This is a genomic window from Nocardia sp. NPDC060259 (assembly GCF_042728775.1).
Lineage (GTDB): Bacteria > Actinomycetota > Actinomycetes > Mycobacteriales > Mycobacteriaceae > Nocardia.
This window is the reverse complement of the sequence record NZ_JBHXAY010000004.1, coordinates 29,030-47,775: the sequence shown is the minus strand read 5'-3', so window position 1 is coordinate 47,775 and position 18,746 is coordinate 29,030. Positions and strand designations below refer to the sequence as shown.

Genomic DNA, 18,746 nt, shown 5'->3' with positions numbered 1-18,746 from the left:
GCCCGCCGCGGCCCCGTCGAGCCGACGCGGCTCAGGCGCGCACTATCGTGCGACGCGCACCCCGCGCGACAGGAGCACGCCGAGGACGACCATGCCGAGTCCGAGGCCGAAGTGCAACCAGTTGTCGGCGGTATTGACCGGCACGAAATTGGCGTCACTGTTCTGGTCGACGATCATCCCGTACACCCACAGGACCAGATAGACCACCCCGCCGCCGATCAGATACGTCCGTGACTGTGCGGCACCGGCCGCGGCGAGCAGACCGGCGACCCCGAAGATCAGGTGCACGACATTGTGCAGCACCGAGACCGTGAAGATGCCGAACAACTGGGCCTGGGAGTGGTGGCCCGCCCATTCGAGACTGCTGTAATCGGTGGTCACGCCGGGAATGAATCCGAGGACGCCCACCAGCAGGAAGACCGCACCCACGACCAGGGCGGCGAGCTGAACCGGCGTCCGCGCGGCCATCGTGTTACCGATGGGAGTGGACATGGCGTTGTCCTTTCGTTGCGGTGGGCGGGCCGCACGGCGACTCGCACCATTCGGACACCATGCGCGTGCCCGGTCGGCGCCGGGGCAAACCGGACTCAGTACTGCGGATCCATCCGGCACCGGCTCGCGGACTGCGAGGTCGGGACGTGGCCCTCGCCCTGATCGAAACGCCACCCCGCGATCGGCCCCGCCGCCCGCCAGCGCAGGCCCGCGCCGTCCGCCATCACCTCGTACATGGCGTCGCTACCACTGACCAACTGCTCACCCACGCAGTAGTCGGTGTACTCGGTGCCCGGCTGGATCGCCCCCGCGCTGAACCGCCCGGTGGGATCGGCCGCCGCGCCGGGATTGGCGACGGTGCTGGGCCGATTCACCGATGCTCCGCGATTCCAGCGCGCGTCTCCGACCCCTGCGCTGCCGCAGGTGAATGTCCAGCCGCCGGCCACGACCGTGGTTCCCTGCGAATAGGGCGCCCCGGCCCACAGACAGGTGCTGCCGGTATCCGCGGACGCTGCCCCCGCCGACAGTCCGAACACTCCCGCGACCGTCACCGCCGATGCCAGGATGCCAGCACACCAATGCCGGGAGCGTCCGCCGCGCACTGAAACTGACTGATAGTCAATGCTTTTCATGCTGCAATGGTGGTGCTGCCACGGCTCCGGCACATCCGGTCCCGACCCGGAACTCCGGTTCAGGGATTCCCCTCGGTCAGCCCTGACCGGGTGCCGCGAAGTGCCCCTGGCATCGGCTGTCGATCATCGCGGTATGCCGCTGTCGAGCAACATCGTCACGCGGTGTGTACCGCATCGGTGGGCAGGCGTACCAGGCCGAGGCGATCGCATCGCCGGAGCAACGGCGTGAGGATGCCGTCGGCCTCGGCCGTGCGGCCCGCCTGCCGCAGCGCGCTCCCGAGCAGGAATCCCGCGCGCATCGCGGCCATCGGCCTGCGCTCGGCGTCGATGCCGGCGACCAGGATTTCGGCCCGTTCGATCGCGAGCCGGTGCCATTCGGCGCCGGGCTCGGCCAGCAGCAGCCGGATCGCGGAGTCCTCGTCGAGTTCGTCGACGGCGGTGACGATGCCGTCGTCGCGACGGATCCGGCGCGGTCGCAGGATCGCCGCGGTCAGGCTGGGATCCAGTCCGAAGCCGAGCCGCACTCGTTCGTTGCGCATCCGGGCGGCCAGGCGGGGCAGATCCAGACGTTCGGCGTGCGCGGTCCCCTCGTCGAGGAGTTCGAGCGCCCCGTCGCGATCGCCGCGCAGCATGCGCACCCGCGCGCCGACGGCGTAGGTCGCCAGCATGAAGTCGACACCGCCACCGCCCTCGTCGGACAGCCCCCTGCTCTGGCTGAGCAGATCGGCAGCGGCATCGAGATCACCGGTCTCATACCGCAATTCACCGAGCATGGCGCAGGCGAGGCGGGTCGCGTGGGAGGCGGGACCCATCGTGTCGCAGGCGGTGTCGAGCGCGCCGGTGAACAGGTCATCCGCGGCCGCGATGTCGAGTTGCTCCCTGGCCGCCAGCCCGGCGAAGCAGCGCCCATACACGGACAGGAAGGGGCCGGTCGCCTCGTGATAGGGCGCCGCCCACAGCTGCCACCGCCGCGCCTCGGCGAAGTCGAAACGCTGGATCGCCGCGTAGGTGGCGATATTGGCCGCCACGCCCGGAATGCGCGGCGTGAAAGCATCGGGCCGCGTCAGCGCCTCACCGATCAGGCCGTCCAGGTCCGAGACCCTGTCGGCGAACATCTCGCGGACACTGATCGCGGCGTCGGCCTCGGTGCGCAGCTCGGTGCGTTCGGGTTCGGCGGGCGCGGCCGCGGCCAGCGCGGTCTCGAAGCGGGCGAGCGCGGTCGTGGTGGCCGCGGGTCTGCGCAAGACCAGATCGACCCAGACTCCGAACAGCTGGATTTGAGGCCTGTCCCGGCACACACCGGCGGGCAGTTTGGCCAGGATGCCTTGCAGCATCACGATTCTCGATCGTTCCAGCAGGTACCCGGCGCCCTGTTCGACGAGATCGGCCGCCCGATCCGGATCGTCCGCGGCCAGCGCGTGCTCGACCGCCTCGTTGAGCAGATGGTGACGGGCGAACCAGTCCGCCGCCCGCAGGCGCAGCGGCGCGATATCCGCAGGCCGGTCCTGGGACAGCCTGCGGCACAGGTATCCGGCGAACAACTGGTGGTAGTGATACCAGTTCCGGTCCGGGCCGTCGGGCAGCAGGAACAGACCGCGGTCGGCGATGTCGGCGAGCAGGTCGGCGGCATCGGCACGCCCGGTCAGCGCGGTAGCGAGGCCGCCGCAGATGCGCTCGCAGATCGAGGTCGTCATGAGGAAGTCGAGGATGTCCGGATCCAGCCCGTCGAGCACGTTCTCGGCGAGGAAGTCGCCGATGTCGGGGTGGACGGCGAGGCTGTCGAGCAGGTGCGCCGGATCCTCGCCCGCCCGCAGCGACAGCACGGTCAGCTGCAACGCCGCGACCCAGCCGTCGGTGGCGTGGGCGAGCGCGGCGATCTCGTCGGCCGTCATGTGCACCCCGCCCGCTTCGGCGAGAAACGCCCGCACCTCGTCGGGATCGAAACGCAAAGTGGCGGCGTCGATCTCGGTGAGCTCGCCGTGGATACGCAACCTGCTCAGCGGGAGCGCGAGCCGCGTGGTGCTCGTGACGACCAGCGGCAGATGGTGACAGCCGTGCTCGAGCAGGAACCGGACCGCCGCCACCGACGCGGGGCTGGAGACCCGCTGCCAGTCGTCGAGCACCAAGGTCACGCGCTGATCGCCGCTGTGTAAGCCGTCGACGAGCGCGGTGAGCACGGCGCGGGTCGGGTCGTCGGGGTCGGCCTCCAGCAGCCGGTCGAGGTTCTCGGCGAGTTCCGGGACGATGGGCCGGATCGCCTCGACGAGGTGGGTGAGGAACCAGGCGACATTGTCGTCGTCCTCGTCGACGGTCAGCCACGCCACCGCGGCGCCGTGCTCGATCAGCTCGTCGTGCCACTGCGCGGCCAGCGTGGTCTTGCCGAATCCGCTGGGGGCGTGGATGACGGTGAGCCTGGTGCGTTCGCTCGTGCGCAGGTGCTCGAGCAGCCGTTTCCTGGCGAGGGTTGCCCTGGCGGGGGTCGGTGGACGGTACTTCGTGGCGGGCGTCGGTGGGGCGGTGGTCCGTTCGTGCGGCCGCGGTGGGGGCGGGACGGGCGCCGCGGCCGGACGCTGGGTGCTCGGGACGCGCAGCACGTCGACCGGTGCGCCGGTACTGCGCTGGGCCGCAACAAGTTCCGCGCCGAGCGCCGCGGCGCTCTCCGGCCGATCACCGGGTTCGGTGGCCATCGTGTGCTCGATGACGGCACGCACCTCGTCGGGCACATCCTGCTCGGTGAGATCGGGACTCGGCTGCGCGGACACCCGCAGGAACTGCGAGAGCACCTGCTCGCCGACCCGCCGCTCGTAGGCGACATGCCCGGTGAGCGCGCAGAACAGCGTGGCGCCCAGCCCGTACACATCGGCGGCGACGGTCGCGGGCGCACCACGCAGCACCTCCGGCGCGGCGAACGCGGGGGAGCCGGTGACGACGCCGGTCGTCGTGCGGAACCCGCCCTGGATCCTGGCGATCCCGAAATCGGTGAGCTCCGGTTCGTTGTAGTCGCTGAGCAGGATGTTCGACGGTTTCACGTCACGATGCAGAATCCCCGACCGGTGCGCCGTCTCGAGCGCGCCCGCCATCTTGACCCCGAGCCGCAGGATCGCCGACCAGTCGAGCGGGCCGACGGTGTGGATGCGCTGCTCGAGCGAGCCGCGCGCGTGATACGGCATCACCAGATAGGGGTGTCCGCCGTGCGTGGTGCCCGCCTGGAAGACCGCGACGATGTTCGGATGACCGGACAGCCTGCCCATCGCCTGCTGTTCGCGCACGAACCGTTGCAGTCCGTCGGGATCGAGCTCGGCGGTCAGCACCTTCACCGCGACGACGCGGTCCAGATCGGGCTGTGTGCAGCGATACACGACGCCGAAGCCGCCGCGGCCGATCTCCTCGGCCTCTTCGAAGCCCTCGGCGGCCAGCTCCGCCACGATGCCCGAAGCGGAGCTGCGCTGTGTCGGCTGCATGTCGGCCATGTCGGCTCGATTCGGTCATCACCCGGCGGTGCGCTGCTGCGATCGCCACTACCGAGGATATAACTCCGCGGACACGTGCACCTCCTGCCACCAGTCGACGACGCGGTCGACCACAGGGCCGGGATTCCTGACCCACCGGATGTGGTCGTTGCTCGCGCCCGCGGGGACATCGGCGGTGCGGTAGTCCCACCGGGTGACCCGCCCCGGAGCGAAGAGATCACGCGCGAAGGCGTCGATGGCGCGGCGGGGTGAGAGGGCATCGTCCTCGAGCGAAATCACCAGTGCCGGAGTGGCGATCGCTTCCGGCGCGGGGTACGGCGTGCGGCCGGTCAACACCATCTTGGCCCACTCGCGCATCATCGTGCGTGCCCCGGGCGCACCGAACGCCGGCTTGGGCAGATGGCCGAAGACCGAAGTCAGCATGGGCACGAGCAAGGCCATGACGGCGACCGGCAGGCCGAAGTTCGGGAAGTGGCGGTGGTAGGGCAGTGAACCGCCGACGGTGACCAGCCCGTCGGCGCCGGGGTGGGTGAGCTCATGACCCGCCGCGAGCTGGGCACCGAGGCTGTGGCCGAGAACGATGACCGGCCGGCCGGGTGTCTGTTCGCGGGCTTCGGCGACAGCCTGCGCGATGCCATCGATTTCGTCCTGGTAGGACCAGTCGTTGCCACGAGAAGCGCGGGCCTCTCCCTTCTCGAATCCGCGTCGCGGCAGCGAGCGAGCGCTCCATCCGCGATCGGTGAACGCCGCGACGAGCGGCGCGTAGAAACGGGAGCCGATCGCCATGGCGGGTGCGATCAAGACGATGGGCGAATCCGCCGAGGGGTCGCTCGACCTGGTCACTGGTGCTCCTTCGATGCTGACTCGGTGCCTGGCATTCATTGACCGTTGGCAACACCAAGGCTAATGTAAGCGGCGAAAACATCTGGCAGCGGGTCCGTCATCTCGCCGTCCTGTCGAGCTAGTCGGCGTGCGCATCCGCCTCGAGTGCGACTGCATCAGGAGGAATGAATGGTGACGAAGGTTCTGATGGTGATCTCGGCCGCGGACCGCTGGACTCTGAAAGGCGGCACCGTGCATCCGTCCGGTTTCTGGGCCGAGGAAGTCGCGTTTCCGCATCGGGCGTTCACCAGAGCCGGTTGGGAAATCGTCATCGCCACCCCGGGCGGAAAGGCACCGACGCTCGATCGGCTCAGTCTCGGCATCGCCGGCGGAATGCCGGGAAAGCGCCGGGAGGTGGAGCGCTACCTGGACAGTATTCAGGATGAGCTCGCCACGCCGGTGGCGCTCGATACCGTCGACGCCGACGCGTTCGACGTCGTCTTCTACCCCGGTGGCCACGGTCCGATGGAAGATCTGGCCTACGACAAGACCTCCGGCGCGCTGCTGGCTGATCGGCTGGCCTCCGGGAGGCCACTCGCGCTGTTGTGTCACGCTCCCGCGGCGATCACAGCGGCGACCGGGCCCGATGGAAAGAACCCGTTCGCGGGCCGCCGGATGACCGGGCTGTCCAATCGCGAGGAGTTGCTCAACCGCTTCGCCTGGAAAGCGCCGTGGCTGCTCGAGGACAGGCTCAAAGAGCTGGGCGTCGACTATTCCAAGAGTGTGATCCCGTTGCGGCCGCACGTCGTGGTCGACGGAAACCTCTACACCGGGCAGAACCCGCAATCGTCGGAAGAGCTGGCCGATCGGCTCATCGCCGACGTCGGCGCCGCTCGGCCGTTGAAGTGACGATGCTCGCGAGCATCACACCCATCGAGTGTTGACACTGCTTACATTCACGGTTAGCGTCGCAATTGCTTACGAAATGCGAGCAAGGGAGCTGCGCCGATGTCAACGACTCACCAGAGCACGGTCGAGGTAGATCTGGGTGGCCATCTGGTCACCGTTCCGAAGGGCGGCCTGTATGACCGCTTCCGTATGAACACCGATGTCGACGAGATCTCTCGCGATCCCCGGGTCAGCGGTGTCGATTTCTTCCGGACGCTGCCCAAGACCAAAGTCGATTCACCGATCGGGGAGACCTACACCCCGAATTTCTATTACCGCATGTCGAGCGCCCGGCTCACGATGCTCGCCCGATCGCGCGCGATCCGCTCTCGCCTGCCGGGCGAGCTGGCGCCGCTGGAGGTGGCGCCGGGGATCGGGCTGGTCTCGGTGATGTTCTTCCGCTACGACGTGTGCGACATCGACTTCTACACCGAAGCGGCGGTCGGTATCGCCGTCCGCCCTGCCCGGCACGGCAAACTCGGCTTCGTCGACCTGCTCGCCGGCCTCGGCAACGACCACCTCGAGTCGTATGTGCTGTCGCTGCCGGTGAGTTCCGATATCGCCCAGGTGCGCGGGCACGACGGCTACGGATTCCCCAAGTGGGTCACCGAACTCGACGTCGATATCGACGCCACGCGAACCACCGCCCGGGTCGCCGACGACAGTGGCGAGACGGACCTGTCGCTGTCGGTGGCGACGCCGACCCAGACCGGATATCGCAGCGGCGACCGTGTTTCGACCCTCACCTCCTACACCTCGATCAAAGGCGGCTGGCATTCGACGCTGAGCCAGACCAACATCCTGTCGGCGGGTAGCGCACTGTTTCCCCGCGGTGTCGATCTGCGGACGGGGCGTGGCCGCCTGTCCGAGGATCTGCGATCACTCTCACCGTTCAAGAACGTCCGCCTCGATGTGACGACGGAAGGTCAACTCGCACTGCACATGCCGGTTCCGACCTCGGTTCCGAGCCGAAAATAGCGAAGGAGAGCGCGATGACGGAGATCAAGCCGGTTCTCGAGCCCGAAGCGGCGGAGTTCGCGAAAGCCACCGATGTCCCGCCGTTCCTGTTCCAGATGCCGCCTGCCGAAGGGCGCAAGGTGGTCGACGAAGTCCAGGCGAGCGACGAGGGTAAACCCGCGATCGACGAAGAGTGGATCACCGTCGTCGGCGGGCCGACCGGCTCGGTGAAAGTCCGCATCGTCAAACCCGCCGGGTCCACCGGCACCCTTCCCGTCATCTTCTATATCCACGGCGCCGGTTGGGTTTTCGGTAATGCGCACACCCACGACCGGTTGGTCCGCGAACTGGCGGTCGGCGCCGACGCGGCCGTCGTGTTCCCCGAATACGACCTGTCGCCCGAGGCGAAATATCCGACCGCGATCGAACAGAACTACGCGGCCGCGCAATGGGTCGTCGCGCACGGTGCCGAAAAGGGCCTGGACGCTTCCCGTTTCGCGGCGGTGGGTGACTCGGTGGGCGGCAATATGACCGCGGTTCTCACCTTGATGGCCAAGGATCGTGGTGATGTCCACATCGCGCAGCAGGTGCTGTTCTATCCGGTGACGGACGCCGATTTCGATACCGCGTCCTATCGTCAGTTCGCCGAACACTATTTCCTCGCCCGCGAGGGCATGAAGTGGTTCTGGGACCAGTACACCGACAACGACGCGCAGCGTGAGGAGATCTACGCCGCCCCGCTGCGCGCTTCCGTCGACCAGTTACGTGGTCTGCCACCGGCATTGGTGATCACCGGGGAAGCCGACGTGCTGCGTGACGAGGGCGAAGCCTACGCGGCCAAGCTCCGCGCGGCGGGTGTGCCGGTGACCCAGGTGCGCTTCGGCGGGATCATCCACGACTTCGTGATGATCAACGCGATGCGCTCGACCCAGGCGGCGAACGCCGCCATCAAGCTGGCGCGCGACACCCTGCGCGCGGCGCTGCACTGAATCCGGCGGGCCGCTGATCGCCCGCCTCTCTCGTCGAACATCTTGGAGCCCATCATGTCTCTGGACCACGCCACCCGGCCCGCCGCTGTCCACGGCGCCGGCCTCCCGCCGTCGCTGAGCCCCGCGCTGCTGCGACGACTGGCCGCCCGTGTCGCGGCCGGTCCGGACGCCGCGCAGGTCACGACCACGATCCCGTTCACGGGGGATCCGCTGGCCGCGCTGCCGGTGTCGACACCGGCCGATGTCGAGGCGGCGTTCGCCCGCGCCCGCGCCGCCCAGGCCACCTGGGCGGCAACGCCGGTATCCACGCGCAAGGCGATCCTGCTGCGTTTCCACGACCTGGTGCTAGAGCGGCAGAACGAAGCCCTTGACCTGATGCAGGCCGAGAACGGCAAGGCCCGCCGCGATGCCTTCCTCGAGGTCACCGACATCGCGATCGCGACCAGGTACTACGCGCGCAGCGCCGCCAAGCTGCTCGCGCCGAAACGCCGCCGCGGCGCCATCCCCGTGCTGACCCACACCACCGAACTGCATCACCCCAAGGGTGTCGTCGCGGTCATCTCACCGTGGAACTATCCACTGAGTATGGGTGCGGGAGACGCGATTCCGGCCCTGCTGGCCGGGAACGCGGTCGTGCAGAAACCCGACACCCAGACCGCGCTGACCGCGCTGTGGGCCTTGGATCTGATGCACGAAGCCGGTCTGCCGGACGGGGTGTGGCAGATGGTGGTCGGCCGTGGCAGCTCCATCGGCACGCCGCTGATGGACAACGCCGACTACATGATGTTCACCGGTTCTACGGCCAGCGGCCGCCAGATCGCCCGTGACGCCGGTGAACGCCTGATCGGCGCCTCGCTCGAGCTCGGTGGCAAGAATCCGATGATCGTCCTCGACGACGCCGATATCGAGCGCACCGCCGCCGGCGCGGTCTCGGCGTGCTTTTCCTCGACCGGGCAGCTGTGCGTGTCCATCGAGCGGATGTATGTGGCCGAGTCGATTCGCGAGGAGTTCGTCGCCGCGTTCGTCGACCGGACCAAGGCGCTGAGGATCGGGGCGGCCTACGACTACAGCACCGACGTCGGCTGCCTGACCAACCAGTCCCAGCTCGACACCGTCACCGCGCACGTCGAGGACGCGGTCGCCAAGGGTGCGACGGTCCTGGCCGGTGGCCGAGCCCGCCCTGATCTCGGGCCGCTGTTCTACGAGCCGACCATCCTCACCGGTGTCACCCCGGACATGACGCTCTACGACCACGAGACCTTCGGCCCCGTCGTGTCGATCTACTCCTTCGGAGATGTCGACGAGGCGGTCGAGCGGGCCAACGCCACCGCCTACGGTCTCAACGCCAGCGTCTGGACCCGCAACGGCGCCGAGGGTCGTGCGGTCGCGGCCCGGGTGCGCGCGGGCACGGTCAATGTCAACGACGCCTACGCCGCGGCCTGGGGCAGTGTCGATTCGCCGATGGGTGGGATGGGCGATTCCGGGCTGGGCCGCCGTCACGGTGCCGACGGCATGCTGAAGTACACCGAAGCGCAAACGGTGGCGCATCAGCGAGTGCTGGGATTCGGCGCGCCGACCGGTTTCTCCGAGAGCGCGTGGGCGAGCACCCTCACCGTCGTGCTGAAGGGAATGAAGCGGCTCGGCGCGCGCTGAAGGTCCGACAGGGTGACGGTGGTCTCGAATGATTGCCGGGGCTCCGACAGCGAGTAATGTTATTGATGCTTACATTATCGCCGAGCGAAAGGGATTTCTATGTTCGCGGTGACGCTAGACGGCTACGGCGGTCCGGAAGTCATGAGATGGGCGCAGGTGGACGACCTGCCCGCACCCGCTGAAGGAGAGGTGGCGGTAGATGTCGTTGCCGCGGGGGTCAACCGCGCCGACATCATGCAGCGGCAGGGTTTCTATCCGCCGCCCCCTGGCGCCAGTGACATCCTCGGCCTCGAGGTTTCCGGCATCGTCGCCGCCGTCGGTCCCGGCGTGCAGGGATGGCAGCCCGGCGACGCGGTGTGCGCGCTGCTGTCCGGTGGTGGCTACGCCGAACGCGTCAACGTCCCGGCCACCCAGTTGCTGCCCGTCCCCGACGGGGTGAGCCTGACCGCCGCCGCGGCGCTGCCCGAAGCGGCCGCCACGGTCTGGTCGAACGTCGTCATGACCGGCGGGCTCCGCGACGGGCAGACCCTGCTGGTCCACGGCGGCGGCAGCGGCATCGGCACGCACGCGATCCAGGTCGGCCGCGCGCTGGGTGCCCGCGTGGCGGTCACCGCCGGATCGCAGTACAAGCTGGACCGCTGCGCGGAACTCGGTGCGAACACCCTGATCAACTACCGCGACGACGATTTCGTGCAGATCGTGACCGCGGAATACGGCGGCGCCGATGTCATCCTCGACATCATGGGCGCCGGCTACCTCCAGCGGAATGTGCAAGCACTCGCCGAAAACGGCGATCTCACGATCATCGGCCTGCAGGACGGCGCCGCCGCCGAACTCGACCTCGGGCTCATGCTGTTCAAACGGGCTTCGGTCCATGTGACGAACCTGCGCCGCCGACCGCGCGGCGGACCGGGCTCCAAGGCCGAGATCATCGCCGAACTGCGGCAGAAGCTGTGGCCGCTGATCGCCGAAGGCGCTGTCGCACCGGTGGTTTCCGCGGAAATCCCCATTGCCGACGTCGCCGCAGCGCATCCGCTGCTCGACTCCGGCGAGACCGTGGGCAAAGTGCTGCTCACCATCCGCGAGCCCTGAGCCGACGCGCTAGGCGGGCGGCCCCGACAGCTCGAGTACCGCGAAAACGGTACTGCGGACCCGCTCGTCGATGTCCTCGGCGTCGAACTTGCCGTGCAGGTAGAGGAAAGCCAGGCCGTGGACCAGCGCCCACATCGCCGTCGCCAGCGAATCCTCGTCCGACTCGGGAAACACCTGCCGCACAATCGATCTGACGTATTCGTGGATCGCGGTGGTCGCGGCGACTCGTTCCGGACTGGTCGGATCGCACGGATCGGAGAACATCACCCGGAACAGCGCGGGCCGTGCCAGTGCGAACCGGACGTAGGCGGCGGCGATCGCGGCGAGGTCGTCGGCGGTGCTCGGCGCCGGGCTCGCGGCCACCAGGTGTTCGGCAAGATCGCGATAGCCCACGGCGGCGACCGCCGACAGCAGGGCATCGCGATCGGCGAAATGACGGTACGGCGCGGCCGTCGACACCCCGGCGCGGCGCGCGGCCGCCCGGAGCGAGAGGTCTGCCGCACCGTCCTCTTCGAGGAGCTCCACGGCCGCGCGCACCAGCGCGCTCGGGAGATCGCCGTGGTGATACGACGTGTTCGACAGTGCCATGGAACAAATTTAGCAAGTGTTGACAGTGCTTACATATATCTCTACTGTTAGCTCTCGCACGCGAATGTAAGCAGTGTCAATATGTGTGCCGGAAAGGAGTCACCGATGTCGAGCGATTCGGAGTCGGTCGGATTGTTCTCGCCCCTGCGGCTGCGATCCGGTCAGGTCCTGCAGAACAGGATCGCCAAGGCGGCGATGGAAGAGGGTATGGCGGGTGCCGCCCAGCTGCCCGACGACCGCCTGGTCGCCCTGTATCGGCGCTGGGGAGCGGGCGGAGCAGGCCTGCTGATCACCGGCAACGTGATGGTGCACGCCGAAGCGCTGACCGGGCCCGGCGGCATCGTCCTCGATGCGGACGCGCCGCTGGAACCGTTCACGGCGTGGGCGCGGGCGGGCAAGGCCGCCGGTGCGGCCATCTGGATGCAGATCAGCCACCCCGGGCGGCAGGTGCAGGCGCGCATGCCCGGTGTCGTCTGGGGGCCTTCGGATATCGCGGTCGAGCTCGGCCGTCACTCCAAGCGGTTCGGTCAGCCGGTGGCGATGACCCCGTGGCAGATCCACGAGACCATCGGTCGTTTCGTCACCACGGCACAGCGCGCTGAAGAGGCGGGTTTCGACGGTGTGGAAATCCATGCCGCGCACGGGTATCTGCTGTCGCAGTTCCTGTCGCCGCTGGTGAACAACCGCACCGACGAGTGGGGTGGGTCGCTCGAGAACCGCGCGCGGCTGCTGATCGAGATCGTGCGTGGCATTCGCGGCGCGGTGGCGCCTGATTTCGCTGTCGCGGTGAAACTGAATTCCGCGGATTTCCAGCGCGGCGGTTTCGATGCCGACGACGCGCACACGGTGATCGAGATGCTCGCCTCACTCGGCGTCGACCTCGTCGAAGTGTCCGGCGGCAGCTACGAGAGCCCGGCCATGTCCGGCCGCCCCACCGACGGCCGCACCGCCGCGCGGGAAGCGTACTTCCTGGAACTGGCCGCGGAACTGGCCAAGACCAGCGCTCTGCCACTCATGCTGACCGGTGGCATCTCGCGCCGCGAGACCGCCGAACGCGTCCTGGACAACAATGTCGAACTGATCGGCATGGCCACCGCGCTGGCGGTCACTCCCGATCTGCCGCACCGCTGGCGGGACAGGCTCGAAGCGACCAGGACCATGAAGCCGGTGACCTGGACGGACAAGGCGCTGGCCTCGGCGACCGAGATGGCGATGGTCCGCTACCAGATGCGGCGTATGGCGACCGGCTCCCATCCCGCGCTCACTGTCAGCCCGACCTTGGCGATGCTCGCCGATCAGCGTGTGCAGAATCGTGCGCTGCGCCGCTACTCGCGCTGGCTCGCCGCCAAGCAGCGGAACCAGTCGACGGCGCCGTCGCGTGCGTCGGTGCGCTGATTCCAGCGCGTGTCGCGTGGGGTGAGCCGGATGATCGGGACGGTCCGGCCCGCTCGACCCGCCTCCTGGCGGTAGGGGATGTAGGCCGGGAAAACCCGGTCGGCGATGGTCCAGAGTCGTCGGCGCTCAGCTTTGTCGTCTACCACGGTCGCCCGCATCGGTGCTCCGCCGAAGACGACATCGGGATCGGCGAGAAGGTTGTAGTACCACCCGGGGTTGGCCGCGCTGCCCGCGTTGGACGCCACGATGACGAAGTGATCGCCGTCCATGAAATAGATGATGGCGTTGCGTCGCCGGGCTTTTGTCCTGGCTCCCTCGGTCTCCAGCACCGCGGTCGGGAAGATGAGCGTCGTCGCGAGGCGGCCGCGGGTAAGGCGCAGGAGCAGCGGATCCAGCTTCCACGCGATGTGACGGGAGATCAGCCTCGGCAGGCGGCCGGCGGCGAAGGCCGAGTAGGTCCGGGTGAACAAGCCCGGCCTGCTGGTCGGGTCGACCGGTCTCGAACGAAAAGTGTGTGTTCCGGTGGTACCGGCGACGAAGATCTTCATAGCGTTCCCCCGCTCCGCATTGAACTACTACAGAAGATAGTAGTTCAATGCGGCCGGTGCGGACGGGTTTTGTGTGTGACAACCACCGATGAGTTTCGAGCGCGCAGGAGGTCTACACGGTTATGAGAAGACTGAGCTACGGGATCGGTGTGTCCCTGGACGGCTACATCAACGACCGCGACGGCACCATCGACTGGACCGACCCGGACGAGGAACTGCACCAGTTCCACAACGACAGGTACAGCGCGATCGAGGTCTCGCTGCACGGCCGTCGGCTGTACGAACTGATGGCCGAACACTGGCCGCACGTGCCCGAGAACGCGTCGCCCATCGAGCGCGAGTTCAGCAGGCTCTGGATGGACAAACCCAAGGTCGTCTTCTCCAGGACACTCACCGAGGTCCACTGGAACAGCACCCTGGTCAGCGAGAACGCGGTCGAGGAGGTCCGCAAGCTCAAAGCGGGCGGCGATGGCCTCATCGAGGTCGGCGGCGCGAGCCTCGCGGCCTCCCTGATGCCCCACGGCCTCATCGACGAGTACCAGCTGTTCGTCTGTCCCGTGGTACTCGGCGGCGGCACCCCGATGTTCCCCGCACTGGACCAGCGCATCGGTCTCCGGCTGGTCGAGACGAGGCACTTCAAGACCGCAGTGATGCTGCGCTACGTCGCCGACTGATATTCCGTATGGATGTCACCGCCGAACAATTTCCAGTAGAAGGCGTTCATCTTCGCGGCGGCAGGTGAGTGCCGGGCCAGAATCGCGGCCACCTCCGGCGACACGTCGCCTGGGATACGACCAGCGGCGCACTGAATTACGTACTCGTTGCGAGCGACGGGACCGCCGCTGGTCGGCATCGGCACTCCGCAGACATCGGTCACCAGCCAGTTGACCAGCCGCATGGCGGCATAGTCGGCGTCATGAGTGGCGTGACCTTCGGCGAAGTCGCGCTCGGCGCTCGACAGCTCGAAATGCGGCGAGGTGGCCAGCCCGAAGTCGCTGAGATAGATCCGCTCGCCGTCGCTGCGCAGATTGCCGAAGTGCCCGTCCATATGCAGCAGCTCCCGATCGGCCAGAAACGTCACGATCTCCGACAACTGCTCCGCGACGATGGCAGCCTTGCCCGCCGGGTCCCCGCGCAGCCAGTCCGCCATCGAGTGCGGAATGTACTCGCAGAACAACACGAGGCTCGACGATGCGGCGGCCAGCGCTTCGAGCCGGGCGCGAACCGCCGGGCAGCCGCCCTGAGCGGCAACCACCGCATCGATATCGGCGTGTTCGTCGGCGATCGGCGACCGGCCGGGCAGAACCCGCCAGTGGTAGAGCATGGGGAACGCCGGTGTCTCGCCGGCCAGAACGCCGTCGGTGACAACGATATTCGCGGCGAGCTCGCGCCATGCGTTGAAGCCGGGACCACCGATCCCGTACTGACAGAACACCGGCAGGTCGAACAGATTCGCGGTCGAGCCCCGATTGGCGAGCTCCCGATCGGTCAGCGGAACGCGCTTGGCGAACACCGACACCCCGTCGACGTCGACGACTGCCGAGCCCCCACCCACTCCCACGCTCTCGGCCCGGCCCGTATCCACGAGCTCCGCGAGCTCGAAGTCGCTGTGGGAAGCCAGGAAAGCCGAGAGTCTCTGGTGACGAACGCTCCTGGCAGCTGTCACCACACGATTCTGCCACCGACCGGGCGGATGACTCAGCGCGGATAGGGACCGCACGCTCGATCCCTGCTGTCTCGAGGCCGGCCAGGTGAACACTAGACCCGAGCGGTCGCCGAGAAGGCTGTGCAACAACAGGTCCGGCAACGCGCGATGCCATTGTCGAGGTCCCCGCTACGGCTGGAAGACGCATCAGCGCCAAGGGGCCAGATCCCGCCGAATCCCATCGGTTTGCAGGTGGGAGGTGTCGGCGAGGCTGACCAGAGTTCGGTTGCGCCAATGGTTGTCGAGCCGCAGGTGGGTGATTGCGCCTGGTGTGGTCGCGAACGACGCGAATCCGATCGCGTCGACAGGGATCTGCATCCAGGTGGTGACGACGAATGTCAGCGCGTATCCGTGGGTGACTACGACATGATCGTGGATGGTGTCGGCCATGACCTCACGGAGGCATGATCCGACCCGGGTCGCGACTTCGCGTCGGGTCTCGGCGCCGGGAATGGGGCCGCGATGGTCGAGTCGGTTGTTGTCGGGTGCCGGAATTTGCCGCTGCGCGAGCCAGGCGTTCGGTTTGCCCTCGGCCGCACCAAAGCTGATCTCCCGAAGTCGCGGGGTGGCGTCGACGGGGATGTCGAGCGTGGTGGCGATGATCTCTGCGGTTTCGGTGCAGCGGGCGAGGTCGGACGTGGTGATGCGCATCGGTCGGAACGGATCGCGGCGGCGTTGCAATTCCCCGGCGACCAGATGTGCGTCGCGTCGCCCGTGTGGGGTGAGGTGCGAGTTGTGCCATCCGCCGACGAGGTCGTGCTGGGTATGTTCCGCGTGTGGGTGGCACACCACGTAGATGTCCTGCACGAACCCTCCTCGTTTCCCGATCGGGCGACCTACTTTGCCGGCCCCTTGTTTCTGCGGATGATCCCGCGGCAGCGCCACTCGAGGAGGACTACGGCGAGGCCGAAGAAGCGGAAGGCGGGGTTGGTGGTCTGGCGGTGGTAGTAGCGGTAGTAGATCTGCTGGCAGATCACGGCGAGGCGGAACAGGCCGAAGACCTCGTAGAAGGCCCATTCGCGATCGGTGAGGCCGGTTTCTGTTCGGCGGCAGTAGTATTCGACCACCTCGTCGCGGGTGAGCATGCCGGGGGTGTGGGTGGGCTGGCGGCGGAAGAATCTGAAGGCGGCGTTGTCGTCGGCCTGGACCCAGTAGGCGAGGGCGCCGCCGAGGTCCATCAGTGGGTCGCCGATGGTGGCCATCTCCCAGTCGAGCAGGCCGATGGGCCGGGTCGGGTCGGCGCGGTCGAGGACGATGTTGTCGAAGCGGAAGTCGTTGTGGATCAACACTGCTGCGCGGTCGGGCGGCTGGTTGGCGGCCAGCCAGGTCATGACGGATTCGAAGGATCCGACGTTGCGGGTTCGGGCCCGGCGGTAGCGGTCGGACCAACCGGAGACCTGCCGGGCGACGTAGCCGGGGCCCTTCGACAGCCAATCCAGCCCGGCGGCAGCGGGATCGATGGTGTGCAGGTCGATCAGGACGTCGAGGACATTGGTGCACAGGGTGCGCACCTGCGGGTGTGTCAGGGCGAGGCCGGGCGGGAGTTCCTTGCGGGGAATGAGGCCGTCGAGCCGTTCCATCAGGTAGAAGGGCGCACCGAGCACGCTGTCGTCCTCGCACAGCGCCACCGTCGGCGGTGCGTAGTCGAACACCGGGCCGAGGGCGGTCTGCACGCGGAATTCGCGAGCCATGTCGTGCGCGCCGTCGGCCCGGTGTCCGCCGGGCGGCCTGCGCAGGATGAGGTCGCGGTCCGGGTACTGCAACAGGTAGGTCAGATTCGAAGCGCCACCGGAGAATTGGCGCACCAACGGGTTCTCCGCGAGTGACTCCTCGCCCAGCTCGGCGCTGAGCCACGCCGTCAGGGCCGCGACGTCGAAGGCGTCCTCGGCGCGCACGTCCCGTGCGTCGGAGACGGTGGGGGAGTGGGTCATGTCAGCTTCCTCACGATGGACAGGGGCAGTACCTTGATCGCGACCGCGAGCGGAACCCACGGCCACGCCGGGACATACGCGACGGCCTTGCGCGCTTCGATGGCGCGCACCATCGCCCCGACTCCGGTCTCGGTGTCGACCATGAACTTGGCGCGATCGGCCTGGTCCTGCGTCATCTCCGACCGGATGTAGCCCGGACAGATCAGCGAGATGTCCACGCCGGGAATCCGTTCCGACCGCAAGCCCTCGGCGAGCGCGGCCACACCGGCCTTGCTCGCGGCATACGTGGTCATGGACCGCCGCATGCCCCGCACCGCGGAGAACGAGGAGATGAGCACGAGGTGCCCATGGCCCTGCGCCCGGAACACCGCCAGCGCGTGCTCGCTCTGCGACAGTGCCCCGACGAAATTGGTGAGCGCGGTCCGCCGGTTGGCTGCGTGCCCGCCGGTGCCCAGCGCGGCGCCGTGGCCGATGCCCGCATTGACCACAACCCGGTCGAGCGTGCCGAATTCGGCCCGGAACTTCTCGAACGTCGTCTGCACAGCGGCGTCGTCGGTGACATCGAGTGCCGCGGTGTGCACGACGATCCCGGGATGGGCCGCAACGAGTTCGGCGCGCAGCGCATCGAGCCGGTCCACCCGCCGGGCACACAGCCCGAGATCGTGACCGCGAGCGGCGAATTGGCGCGCCATCTCCGCGCCGAGCCCGGAACTGGCGCCGGTGATGACGATGGTGCTCATTCGGTGATCTCCTTGTCCTCCGCGGTACGGCGGCCCATACCCATCAACTGCCGGTCGTAGAGCGGGCGCAGCAGCCGTTTCGTCCAGAACGCCCGGCGCCCGGCGCGATCGGTGAGCACCAGGAAGCGACGCGCGTCGATCCCGGCCAGTGCCACCGCGGCGATATCGTCGGCATCCAGCGCCGCGCCGTCGATCAGACTCCGAGCGACCTTGGTCATCAGCGGATCGGCATCGCTCAGTGACGCCGCCAGATTGGTGCGGAAGAACGACGGGCACACCACCGAGACATCGATGCCGTGCGGGGCGAGCTCGTAGCGCAAGCTTTCGCTGAGTGCCACAACAGCGGCTTTGGCCGCCGAGTAGGACGCCATCGCAGGCGGATGCACGAGCCCGGCCAGTGACGCGGTGTTGACCAGATGACCCGAGCGCTGTGCCTTGAACATCGGCGTGAACGTCCGGCAGCCGGCGGCGACGCCGAGGACATTGATGTTCATGACCCGCGCCCACTCGTCCTGGGGGACACGGTCGATCCGACCACCGGCGGCGATGCCCGCGTTGTTGACGAGGATGTCCAGCCCGCCCAAGCTCGCCTGCACGGTGGTGCGGGCCCGCACCCAGTCGTCCTCGGAGGTCACATCCAGCCGGAGATACGACGCACCCGCCGGGACCACGGCGTCCTCGGCCAGATCGGTGACCACGACGCGGTCACCCCGCCCGGCGAACCGCCGCGCCAGTGCCGCACCGAGACCGGACGCGCCACCGGTGATCAGAACCCTGGCCATGG

Annotated in this window: 18 protein-coding genes; 7 read left to right on the top strand and 11 right to left on the bottom strand. The window is 67.9% G+C overall.

Annotated features, from left to right (window positions below; genetic code table 11):
- Positions 1-42 precede the first annotated feature (42 nt).
- From ACFWF2_RS03125 to ACFWF2_RS03110, 4 genes are all read right to left on the bottom strand, one after another.
- Positions 43-492: a DUF4383 domain-containing protein gene (locus tag ACFWF2_RS03125; protein ID WP_379304052.1), complete on the bottom strand. Its 450-nt coding sequence runs from the start codon at positions 490-492 to the stop codon at positions 43-45.
- A gap of 95 nt (positions 493-587) precedes the next feature.
- Entirely contained in the window at positions 588-866 is a 279-nt protein-coding gene (locus ACFWF2_RS03120) for a hypothetical protein (RefSeq protein ID WP_379304050.1), read from the bottom strand.
- Between the two features lie 413 nt (positions 867-1,279).
- A complete protein-coding gene (locus ACFWF2_RS03115) occupies positions 1,280-4,594 on the bottom strand; it encodes a protein kinase (protein WP_379304048.1) in 3,315 nt (1,104 codons plus the stop codon).
- A gap of 48 nt (positions 4,595-4,642) precedes the next feature.
- Positions 4,643-5,437: a serine aminopeptidase domain-containing protein gene (locus tag ACFWF2_RS03110; protein ID WP_379304046.1), complete on the bottom strand. Its 795-nt coding sequence runs from the start codon at positions 5,435-5,437 to the stop codon at positions 4,643-4,645.
- A gap of 171 nt (positions 5,438-5,608) precedes the next feature.
- Between ACFWF2_RS03110 and ACFWF2_RS03105 the strand changes: the two genes are divergently transcribed.
- From ACFWF2_RS03105 to ACFWF2_RS03085, 5 genes are all read left to right on the top strand, one after another.
- Positions 5,609-6,325, top strand: a complete 717-nt coding sequence (locus ACFWF2_RS03105; RefSeq protein WP_379304044.1) for a type 1 glutamine amidotransferase domain-containing protein — start codon at positions 5,609-5,611, stop codon at positions 6,323-6,325.
- 99 nt (positions 6,326-6,424) lie between these two features.
- On the top strand, positions 6,425-7,342 hold the full coding sequence (locus tag ACFWF2_RS03100; RefSeq protein ID WP_379304042.1) for an acetoacetate decarboxylase family protein: 918 nt from the start codon (positions 6,425-6,427) through the stop codon (positions 7,340-7,342).
- A 14-nt stretch (positions 7,343-7,356) separates the two neighbouring features.
- Complete coding sequence (locus ACFWF2_RS03095; RefSeq protein ID WP_379304040.1) at positions 7,357-8,310, top strand: alpha/beta hydrolase; 954 nt, start codon at positions 7,357-7,359, stop codon at positions 8,308-8,310.
- A gap of 54 nt (positions 8,311-8,364) precedes the next feature.
- Entirely contained in the window at positions 8,365-9,963 is a 1,599-nt protein-coding gene (locus ACFWF2_RS03090) for a succinic semialdehyde dehydrogenase (protein WP_379304038.1), read from the top strand.
- Between the two features lie 99 nt (positions 9,964-10,062).
- Positions 10,063-11,055, top strand: a complete 993-nt coding sequence (locus ACFWF2_RS03085) for an NAD(P)H-quinone oxidoreductase (protein ID WP_379304036.1) — start codon at positions 10,063-10,065, stop codon at positions 11,053-11,055.
- A 9-nt stretch (positions 11,056-11,064) separates the two neighbouring features.
- Here the strand turns inward: ACFWF2_RS03085 and ACFWF2_RS03080 are convergent, their stop codons facing one another.
- Entirely contained in the window at positions 11,065-11,643 is a 579-nt protein-coding gene (locus ACFWF2_RS03080; protein ID WP_379304034.1) for a TetR/AcrR family transcriptional regulator, read from the bottom strand.
- Positions 11,644-11,748: 105 nt separating this feature from the next.
- On the opposite strand from ACFWF2_RS03080, the gene ACFWF2_RS03075 reads away from it, so the two are divergent.
- The gene (locus ACFWF2_RS03075; protein WP_379304032.1) at positions 11,749-13,038 is read left to right on the top strand and encodes an NADH:flavin oxidoreductase/NADH oxidase family protein; all 1,290 of its coding nucleotides are present in this window, start codon (positions 11,749-11,751) and stop codon (positions 13,036-13,038) included.
- Here the strand turns inward: ACFWF2_RS03075 and ACFWF2_RS03070 are convergent.
- Complete coding sequence (locus ACFWF2_RS03070; RefSeq protein WP_379304030.1) at positions 12,969-13,586, bottom strand: nitroreductase/quinone reductase family protein; 618 nt, start codon at positions 13,584-13,586, stop codon at positions 12,969-12,971. The two genes, ACFWF2_RS03075 and ACFWF2_RS03070, sit on opposite strands and share 70 nt — an antisense overlap.
- Positions 13,587-13,708: 122 nt before the next feature.
- Here ACFWF2_RS03070 and ACFWF2_RS03065 point away from each other — a divergent pair, with 122 nt between their 5' ends.
- The gene (locus ACFWF2_RS03065; RefSeq protein WP_379304028.1) at positions 13,709-14,260 is read left to right on the top strand and encodes a dihydrofolate reductase family protein; all 552 of its coding nucleotides are present in this window, start codon (positions 13,709-13,711) and stop codon (positions 14,258-14,260) included.
- Here the strand turns inward: ACFWF2_RS03065 and ACFWF2_RS03060 are convergent.
- The 5 genes from ACFWF2_RS03060 to ACFWF2_RS03040 form a co-directional block, all read right to left on the bottom strand.
- Positions 14,245-15,171, bottom strand: a complete 927-nt coding sequence (locus ACFWF2_RS03060) for a serine/threonine protein phosphatase (RefSeq protein ID WP_379304026.1) — start codon at positions 15,169-15,171, stop codon at positions 14,245-14,247. The genes ACFWF2_RS03065 and ACFWF2_RS03060 overlap by 16 nt on opposite strands.
- A gap of 267 nt (positions 15,172-15,438) precedes the next feature.
- Complete coding sequence (locus tag ACFWF2_RS03055; RefSeq protein ID WP_379304024.1) at positions 15,439-16,098, bottom strand: histidine phosphatase family protein; 660 nt, start codon at positions 16,096-16,098, stop codon at positions 15,439-15,441.
- Between the two features lie 29 nt (positions 16,099-16,127).
- A complete protein-coding gene (locus ACFWF2_RS03050; RefSeq protein ID WP_379304022.1) occupies positions 16,128-17,222 on the bottom strand; it encodes a phosphotransferase family protein in 1,095 nt (364 codons plus the stop codon).
- Positions 17,219-17,962, bottom strand: coding sequence for an SDR family oxidoreductase (locus ACFWF2_RS03045; protein ID WP_379304020.1), 744 nt, complete (start codon positions 17,960-17,962; stop codon positions 17,219-17,221). The genes ACFWF2_RS03050 and ACFWF2_RS03045 overlap by 4 nt, the downstream gene beginning before the upstream one ends.
- The gene (locus ACFWF2_RS03040) at positions 17,959-18,744 is read right to left on the bottom strand and encodes an SDR family NAD(P)-dependent oxidoreductase (protein WP_379304018.1); all 786 of its coding nucleotides are present in this window, start codon (positions 18,742-18,744) and stop codon (positions 17,959-17,961) included. Before ACFWF2_RS03040 ends, ACFWF2_RS03045 begins: the two co-directional genes overlap by 4 nt.
- Positions 18,745-18,746: the final 2 nt, after the last annotated feature.

Excerpts from the sequence above, each read along its gene's own strand:
- ACFWF2_RS03125 (WP_379304052.1), bottom strand. The coding sequence starts at position 492 with ATGTCCACTCCCATCGGTAACACGATGGCCGCGCGGACGCCGGTTCAG.
- ACFWF2_RS03115 (WP_379304048.1), bottom strand. The coding sequence starts at position 4,594 with ATGGCCGACATGCAGCCGACACAGCGCAGCTCCGCTTCGGGCATCGTG.
- ACFWF2_RS03100 (WP_379304042.1), top strand. The coding sequence starts at position 6,425 with ATGTCAACGACTCACCAGAGCACGGTCGAGGTAGATCTGGGTGGCCAT.
- ACFWF2_RS03095 (WP_379304040.1), top strand. The coding sequence starts at position 7,357 with ATGACGGAGATCAAGCCGGTTCTCGAGCCCGAAGCGGCGGAGTTCGCG.
- ACFWF2_RS03090 (WP_379304038.1), top strand. The coding sequence starts at position 8,365 with ATGTCTCTGGACCACGCCACCCGGCCCGCCGCTGTCCACGGCGCCGGC.
- ACFWF2_RS03085 (WP_379304036.1), top strand. The coding sequence starts at position 10,063 with ATGTTCGCGGTGACGCTAGACGGCTACGGCGGTCCGGAAGTCATGAGA.
- ACFWF2_RS03080 (WP_379304034.1), bottom strand. The coding sequence starts at position 11,643 with ATGGCACTGTCGAACACGTCGTATCACCACGGCGATCTCCCGAGCGCG.
- ACFWF2_RS03075 (WP_379304032.1), top strand. The coding sequence starts at position 11,749 with ATGTCGAGCGATTCGGAGTCGGTCGGATTGTTCTCGCCCCTGCGGCTG.
- ACFWF2_RS03070 (WP_379304030.1), bottom strand. The coding sequence starts at position 13,586 with ATGAAGATCTTCGTCGCCGGTACCACCGGAACACACACTTTTCGTTCG.
- ACFWF2_RS03065 (WP_379304028.1), top strand. The coding sequence starts at position 13,709 with ATGAGAAGACTGAGCTACGGGATCGGTGTGTCCCTGGACGGCTACATC.
- ACFWF2_RS03050 (WP_379304022.1), bottom strand. The coding sequence starts at position 17,222 with ATGACCCACTCCCCCACCGTCTCCGACGCACGGGACGTGCGCGCCGAG.
- ACFWF2_RS03045 (WP_379304020.1), bottom strand. The coding sequence starts at position 17,962 with ATGAGCACCATCGTCATCACCGGCGCCAGTTCCGGGCTCGGCGCGGAG.
- ACFWF2_RS03040 (WP_379304018.1), bottom strand. The coding sequence starts at position 18,744 with ATGGCCAGGGTTCTGATCACCGGTGGCGCGTCCGGTCTCGGTGCGGCA.